The following is a 7515-nucleotide window of genomic DNA, read 5'->3' as shown; positions in this document are numbered from 1 at the left end:
CCGCTGGCGCACGCTACGCCACAGCACCGCCAGCCCACGCAGCCTCGGCGACATCGTCCGTGCCGCCCTCCACCTCACCCACTACGAACACCGATACCTACCGAATTCTTGTTGAGATCACGTCATTACACGGTGGTGCGGGCCCACCCTAGGGCGGCCCGCACCACCGTCCCTGCGGTTCCGAGGGCCCGGCGTACCTGGCCAAGCATCAGAGAAACGTCCGAGGCTTGATATGCAACTACTTCGAGTTTGCGGCGGAGGTGGCTAGCGCGCGATCGAGGGCTGATGCACCGTCGCGGCGGGTGGAGCGGGTGATGACCATCGGCAAGATCAGTGCCTCACTCATGTCGGTAGTTTGTTTGGCCGTGGGTGCCCTTGTCGGTGCCTGCAGTCAGGCGTCGCCGCCGATCCTGGCGGAGGAAGTGACCGGAGAATGGTGTTCGGGCGGTGGCGATCTGCTGACCGTCGAGGCCGGCGGGAAGTTCGATCTCGTCAGGTTGTCGCGTGACTTCTTCGCGGTCCTGCACGAGGATGACGAGTTGGTCGAGGGCTATCTCCTTGACCGGGACTACGGGGGCGTGCAACCCGCGGGCGGTAATGGCAGCTGGACCTTCGGCGAAACTGCGACGTCGCCCCGGGTCCGCCTGGAGTTCGACAAGCTTGGATCATCCGTGAACCCGCCGTCCGGTGAGCTGATCGTTCGTAGGACGGATGAAGGGGAGGTCGGGCTCTTCGGGTACGAGAGTGACCCCGACGAGGGCTATACCGTGAGGTTCCTCAAGTGCTGACATCCGGACTGTCAACGTGCGGCGCGTTCGTTCGACGCGAGCTTCCAGAGCGCCGACATCCGTGAGCGCGAGCTGCGGATGTGGGCGGGTCCGGGCCCTGTCGGACATCGCGTGCGGAACGTGGTCGTTTCGATCCTGCTGATGATGGCGGCGGTGGGAACCTTCCTGCTGCTGTCCACCCTGGTCGTTGCCGTCGTCAGGGCTGTCCTTGGTGCGCCCAGGTACCTTCGGCTGCACGGCCGCCTGTTCCCCCCCCCCCCGCAAGGCAGACGGGTCCGCCGGGTAGTGCGACGGGTGCTCTGTGCCGTGCTCATTCCGAAGAGTTGATCGATGTTGGGCCGGCACCGGAGCCCGCCCCCGTACACGGAGGTGTCATCGTGGGGCGAGCGGTTGTGGCAGTCTCCTTCGGACTGCTCCTGATCGTGACGGGTCTGGCTCTCGCGGCTGACTACCGGGGCATCGCGGCCCGGCACATCGAGCTGGCCCAACGCCTCGTGCGCCCGATCGGTCTCGGCGGAAGGATGAGGCGAGCCGACGAGCGACCTCGGGATCGCTTCATCCTGTTCGACCGGGCCTTCGGGATGTTGATGGTGCTGCTGGGTGTGGTGGCCCTGACCGGCGGCGCGTACCTGCTCGCGTCGCAGGCATGAGCGTGCCCAGTCGGGGGAGGCCGTCCTCGGCTATCACCTGGCTCCTGGCGAATCTCGTCGTGATGTTCATCGACGAAGGCGAGAGCGCGCGGGCAGTCTCGGGGAACGCGACGGGTCGACCGTCCGACGGCGGCGGCCGGACAGGGGGACCGTGGTGAGCCTGACCGCTCCCGAGGAGACCGCGGCGATGCAGCGCGAGCAGATCGCCGCGTACGAGCGACGCGGGCCGTTCTGGGGTCGGCTGACGCAGTTCGGGGTGGCGGTCGCCTGCGCCGTGGCCATCGTCGTCTCGTGGCTGGTGTTCAACACGATGACGGGCTTCTATTCGGGCACGGGGATGGTGAAGTCCACCCCGGCAGAGCGTCCGGCGCAGGCCACGGTGGGGGAGTGCCGGCGGGTCGGGCCGGTCAGCGGCGACGGCTTCGGCTACTGGTGGCACTGCGCGGTGACCGTCCGGACCGGCGACGGGCGCGAGGTGCGGATCGTCACCCGCAACTCCGCCGTCACCCCGGCCGACCGGGGCGGGCCGGTCGACTTCCGGGAGGCGTGCTTCGGCAAGGGCAACACCGACTGCCGGTACGGCCGGCCGGTGTCCCGGGTGTGGGCGCTGGCCGTGACGATCCTGGGCATGCTACGGATCGCGCTGACCATCATGCTGATCTTCGGCGTCTGGTATTCCCTGCTCCGATCAGTCGTCGGCGTTCCGCGCTACTACGCCTGGCTGAACCGCCGCGAGGCGCGGCGCAACAGGGTCGTGCCGCTGCCGGTCAGCCTGACGAATCGCCCCGACCCCTACCCTGGGCCGACGAGCCCGTGCCTGCGGATCACCTTCACCTGTCCCGACGGTCCCTTCGCGGAGTTGTACCGGTCGACCGGGCCGCGGCTGCTGCTCGCCGGTGTCGAGGTGCCTGTGCCCGGCTGGGGCAGCCACGAGTTCGCGGTGCCCGCCGGCCCGAGCAGCGTGCGGGTCGTCGTGCCCTTCGGCGGCACCGACGACTTCGCCGTGGCCGAGCACGAGGTCACCGTCGGCGCGGGCGAGACCGTCGAGTTGGAGTACGTGGCCCCGACGGTGCTCGGCCTCTCGGGCAGGATCCGCGTGACGGGGCGCACCGGATAGCCGCCGGCCGGGCGGTAAGCGTGGCCCGCCCGGCAGGCGGCTCGGGCGGCGCTGGGTCAGGCGCGACACGCGGGCCGCGCTCCGAGCGTCACCTGACCTGGTTACATAGCATCGATGCTATGGCATGGGGTAGCGTGGAACTCGAACCCGAAGTCCGCGATTGGCTGGAGGGGCTGTCGACAGCACACTTCGCCAGAGCGGCCTTCTACGTCGACCTGCTCGGCGGGCGAGGGCCGCTTCTCGGCGAACCGTACACCAGGCAACTCGACGGCAAGCTGCGCGAGTTGCGGTTCTACCTGGATCGCGACCCGGTCAGGGTGACCTATTGGATCGCCACGGATCGGCGCGTCATCCTGCTGACCGTCTTTCGGAAGACCCGGATGCGGGAGGACCGCGAGGTCGAGCGGGCGCGACGGGCGCTGGAACGATGCGTGGCGGAGCGACACACTGTGCACCAGGGGGCGAAGCGATGAACGATCGAAACGACTGGAACGAACTGCGTGAGCGACGCCTCGCCGAGCCCGGGGCGGCAGACGCCTACGAGGCGGCACGGATCGCCTTCGAGCTCGGGCAGACGGTCCGGGAACTGCGTGAGCGAAACGGCTGGAGCCAGACCGAGCTCGCCCGTGCCGCAGGCATGACGCAGTCCGCCGTGGCCCGTTTCGAGGCCGGGGGCACGGTGCCGACCCTGACGGTGCTCGAACGGCTGGCCAGGGCGCTGAACATGAGACTGGACGTCACGTTCGCGCCCCGGGCGGACGCGGCCTGATCCCCGCCGGACCACGGCCCGCCCGCAGCTCCGGCTGAGCGCGGGGTCAGTCGCGGCGCAGCCAGAGCACGCCCAGCGGCGGCACCCGCAGCGCCACCGACGCCGGCAGCCCGTGCCACGGCACGCCCTGCGCGTGCACCTCGCCGAGGTTGCCCACCCCGGAGCCGCCGTAGTGGTGGGCGTCGGTGTTGAGCACCTCCGTCCACGTTCCGGCGGCGGGCAGCCCGACCCGGTAGTCCTCCAGCGGCAGGGCCGAGAAGTTCGCCACGCACACCAGCGTCGCGCCGTCGGGGGCGATCCGCACGAACGACACCGTGTTGTGGGCGACGTCGTCGCCGGCGATCCAGCGGAACCCGGCCGGCGTGGTGTCCTGCGCCCACAGCGCCGGGGTGTCCCGGTAGACGCGGTTGAGGTCGCCGACGAGGCGCTGCACGCCGGCCCGCGCGGGGTCGTGCAGCAGGTACCAGTCGAGGCCGCGCTCCTCGCTCCACTCCCGGTCGTCGCCCAGCTCGCAGCCCATGAACAGCAGTTGCTTGCCCGGATGCGCCCACATGTACGCCAGCAGCGCCCGCGCGTTGGCCAGCCGCTGCCAGGTGTCCCCGGGCATCTTCGCGACGAGGGAGCCCTTGCCGTGCACCACCTCGTCGTGGCTGATCGGCAGCACGTAGTTCTCGCTCCACGCGTACGCCAGCGAGAAGGTGAGCTGATGGTGGTGGTGCTGGCGGTAGATCGGGTCCTTCGACGTGTAGAGCAGGGTGTCGTGCATCCAGCCCATGTTCCACTTGAACCCGAAGCCGAGCCCGCCGTCGGCGGTGGGCCGGGTCACCCCTGGCCACGCCGTGGACTCCTCGGCGATCATCACCACCCCGGCGTGGTGCTTGTAGACGGTGGCGTTGACCTCCTGCATGAAGGCGATCGCCTCCAGGTTCTCCCGGCCGCCGTGCACGTTGGGGGCCCACTGCCCCTCGGGCCGGGAATAGTCGAGATAGAGCATCGACGCCACGGCGTCGACCCGCAGCCCGTCGATGTGGAACTCGTCGCACCAGTACAGCGCGTTGGCGACGAGGAAGTTGCGCACCTCGCGGCGGCCGAAGTCGAAGACGTACGTGCCCCAGTCGGGGTGCTCGCCGCGGCGCGGGTCGGGGTGCTCGTAGAGCGGGGTGCCGTCGAAGCGGGCGAGGGCCCACTCGTCCTTCGGGAAGTGTGCGGGCACCCAGTCCAGGATCACCCCGATGCCGGCGTTGTGCAGCGTGTCGACGAGGTGCCGGAAGTCGTCGGGGTTTCCGAACCGGGACGTCGGCGCGTAGTAGCCGGTGACCTGGTAGCCCCAGGAGCCGCCGAACGGGTGTTCCATCACGGGCAGGAACTCCACGTGGGTGAAGCCCAGCTCCGTCACGTACGCGGTGAGCTGCTCGGCCAGCTCCCGGTAGCCGAGGCCAGGGCGCCACGAGCCGAGGTGCACCTCGTACACGCTCATCGGCTCCTGGTGGGGCTGCCGCCGCGCCCGCCGGGCGAGCCAGTCGTCGTCGGCCCACTCGTACGCCGAGCGGTGCACCACCGACGCGGTGGCCGGCGGCACCTCCGCGTACGCGGCGAGGGGGTCGGCCTTGTCCCGCCACCGCCCGTCGGCGCCCAGCACCCGGTACTTGTACTTCGCGCCGGCCGGCACGTCGGGCACCAGGATTTCCCACACGCCGCTGGAGCCCAGCGACCGCATCGGCCAGCCGTCGTCGGGGTTCCAGCCGGTGAAGTCGCCGACGACCCGCACGCCGCGCGCGTTGGGCGCCCACACGGCGAACGCGACGCCCGCGTCGAGCACCCGCGCGCCGAGGGCCTCCCACAGCCGCTCGTGCCGGCCCTCGCCGATCAGGTGCAGGTCCAGCTCGCCGAGGGTGGGCAGGTGCCGGTACGGGTCGTCGCGCAGCGCGCCGTCGACGTCGACCCGGTAGTCCAGCACGGTGCCCGGCAGGACGACCTCGAACACGCCCGCGTCATGCACCCGGGTCATCGGGTACCGCTGCCCGCCGACGACGGCGCTCACCCGCCGGGCGCCCCGGCGCAGCGTGCGGATCGTGGTGCGCCCGTCGGCGGGGTGCGCGCCGAGCACGGCGTGCGGGTCGTGCGCGGTGCCGGCGATCAGCTCGTCCATCGTGGCTCGTCCTTGTCAGCAGCAGCAACGGCGTCGGTGGTGGGGGCGGTGTCTGCGGTGGCGGGCCGGCGCACGGTGAACACGTGCGCGGGCTGGAGGTACGGGTCGAGCCGCACGGCGTTGCGCTGCCCCCAGTCGTAGACCGCGCCGGTCAGCTCGTCGTGCACGGTGAACCGGTCGGCCCAGTCGAGGCCCAGCGCCGGCATGTCCAGGGTGGTGTTGCCCCACTGCACGGTCTGCGAGTCGAACGAGCAGACCACGAGCACCGTGTTGCCGGTGTCGGGGTCGTGCTTGGACCAGCACAGCAGCGCCGGGTTGTCGATGTCGTGGAAGACGAGGTTGCGCAGCCGGTGCAGGGCCGGGTTGTCGCGCCGGACCCGGTTGAGGGTGGCGATGAAGGGGGCCAGTGACCGCCCCTGCGCCTGCGCGCCGGCCCAGTCGCGGGGCCGCAGCTCGTACTTCTCGTTGTCGAGGTACTCCTCCGCGCCGGGGCGGGCCACGTGCTCGAACAGCTCAAAGCCGGCGTACATGCCCCAGGAGGGGCTCAGCAGCGCCGCCAGGACCGCCCGGATCTTGAACATCGGCGGGCCGCCGTGCTGCAACGACTCGTGCAGGATGTCGGGCGTGTTGGGCCAGAAGTTGGGCCGCATGTGGTCGGCGGAGGCGACCAGCTCCTCGCAGTACTCCCGCATCTGCGCGGCCGTCGTGCGCCAGGTGAAATAGGTGTACGACTGCGTGAAGCCGATCTTGCCGAGCCCGTTCATGATCGCCGGCCGGGTGAACGCCTCGGCGAGGAACAGCACGTCCGGGTCGACCTTCTTCACCTCGGCGATCAGCCAGTGCCAGAAGTCGAACGGCTTCGTGTGCGGGTTGTCCACCCGGAAGATCCGGATGCCCTCGCCGACCCAGTGCAGCACCACCCGCAGGATCTCCGCCCGGATGCCCTCGGGGTCGTTGTCGAAGTTCAGCGGGTAGATGTCCTGGTACTTCTTCGGCGGGTTCTCCGCGTACGCGATGCTGCCGTCGGCCCGGGTGGTGAACCACTCCGGGTGCTCGGTGACCCACGGGTGGTCCGGCGCGCACTGCAGGGCGAGGTCCAGCGCCACCTCCAGGCCCTGCTCGGCGGCGGCGGCGACGAAGTCGCGGAAGTCCTCCAGCGTGCCCAGATCGGGGTGGATGGCGTCGTGGCCGCCCTCGGCCGCGCCGATCGCCCACGGCGAGCCCACGTCGTCGGGCCCGGCGGTGAGCGCGTTGTTGCGGCCCTTGCGGTTGACCCGGCCGATCGGGTGGATCGGCGGAAGGTAGAGCACGTCGAAGCCCATCGCCGCGACGCCGGGCAGCCGGTCCATCGCGGTGGTGAAGGTGCCGGAGCGGGCCGGGGCGTCCACGGTCGCCGGGATCGCCCCCTCGGAGCGGGGGAAGAACTCGTACCAGGCGGAGAAGAGTGCCCGGGGGCGGTCCACCCACAGCCGGTGCTCGTCGCCGGTGGTGACCAGCTCGCGGACCGGGTGCGCCCAGAGCAGGTCGGCCAGGTCGAGGGCCGGGGCGACGCGGGCGGGCAGTTCCCGGCCGTCGTCGTCCAGCGCGGCCACCGCGGCCTTGACCCGCGCGACGTCGCCCGCCGGCACCACGGCCAGGGCGGCGGTCAGCACGCGTACGCCCTCGGCCAGGTCGTTGGCCAGCTCCGCCGCGCCCTGCCCGGCGGCGATCTTCTTGGTGACCGCGTTCTGCCAGGTCAGGTACGGGTCCTGAAACGCCTCGACGGTGAAGGTCCACTCGCCGACGGCGTCGGGGCGGATGGTGGCGTGCCACCGGTCGTGGCCGGGCTCGCCGGGGCGCATCCGGGTGAACGGCCGGGCCCGCCCGTCGGGGCCGAGCCAGACCACGTTGCAGCCCAGCGCGTCGTGCCCCTCCCGGTAGGCGCAGGCGGACACCGGCACCGCCTCGCCGACCACCGCCTTGGCCGGGTAGCGACCGCAGGAGACGGCGGGGGACACGTCTTCGATCGGGAACCGTCCAGTCACCCTGTCAACCTACCTGTG

Annotated in this window: 7 protein-coding genes; 5 read left to right on the top strand and 2 right to left on the bottom strand. The window is 70.9% G+C overall.

What is annotated here, in order from left to right:
* Positions 1–314: 314 nt before the first annotated feature.
* The 5 genes from GA0070558_RS15625 (at position 315) to GA0070558_RS15600 (ending at position 3324) form a co-directional block, all read left to right on the top strand.
* Positions 315–788: a hypothetical protein gene (locus GA0070558_RS15625; protein ID WP_141722220.1), complete on the top strand. Its 474-nt coding sequence runs from the start codon at positions 315–317 to the stop codon at positions 786–788.
* Positions 789–1180: 392 nt separating this feature from the next.
* Positions 1181–1438, top strand: coding sequence for a hypothetical protein (locus GA0070558_RS15615; protein ID WP_091280317.1), 258 nt, complete (start codon positions 1181–1183; stop codon positions 1436–1438).
* A 154-nt stretch (positions 1439–1592) separates the two neighbouring features.
* Positions 1593–2555, top strand: coding sequence for a DUF6346 domain-containing protein (locus GA0070558_RS15610; RefSeq protein ID WP_141722219.1), 963 nt, complete (start codon positions 1593–1595; stop codon positions 2553–2555).
* A 134-nt stretch (positions 2556–2689) separates the two neighbouring features.
* A complete protein-coding gene (locus GA0070558_RS15605) occupies positions 2690–3028 on the top strand; it encodes a type II toxin-antitoxin system RelE/ParE family toxin (protein WP_218107000.1) in 339 nt (112 codons plus the stop codon).
* Positions 3025–3324: a helix-turn-helix domain-containing protein gene (locus tag GA0070558_RS15600; RefSeq protein WP_091280308.1), complete on the top strand. Its 300-nt coding sequence runs from the start codon at positions 3025–3027 to the stop codon at positions 3322–3324. The genes GA0070558_RS15605 and GA0070558_RS15600 overlap by 4 nt, the downstream gene beginning before the upstream one ends.
* A 46-nt stretch (positions 3325–3370) precedes the next feature.
* On the opposite strand, the gene glgB is transcribed toward GA0070558_RS15600, so the two are convergent.
* Together glgB and GA0070558_RS15590 are read right to left on the bottom strand one after the other, a co-directional pair.
* Positions 3371–5473 (bottom strand): 1,4-alpha-glucan branching protein GlgB, encoded by a 2103-nt coding sequence (gene glgB / locus GA0070558_RS15595; protein ID WP_091280306.1) that lies wholly within the window; start codon positions 5471–5473, stop codon positions 3371–3373.
* On the bottom strand, positions 5461–7497 hold the full coding sequence (locus tag GA0070558_RS15590) for an alpha-1,4-glucan--maltose-1-phosphate maltosyltransferase (protein WP_091280303.1): 2037 nt from the start codon (positions 7495–7497) through the stop codon (positions 5461–5463). Before GA0070558_RS15590 ends, glgB begins: the two co-directional genes overlap by 13 nt.
* Between the last annotated feature and the right edge of the window lie 18 nt (positions 7498–7515).

Origin of the sequence: Micromonospora haikouensis (assembly GCF_900091595.1) — a bacterium.
Taxonomy (GTDB): domain Bacteria; phylum Actinomycetota; class Actinomycetes; order Mycobacteriales; family Micromonosporaceae; genus Micromonospora; species Micromonospora haikouensis.
The sequence above is the reverse complement of the archived record's forward strand: the minus strand, read 5'-3'. Positions and strand labels throughout refer to the sequence as shown.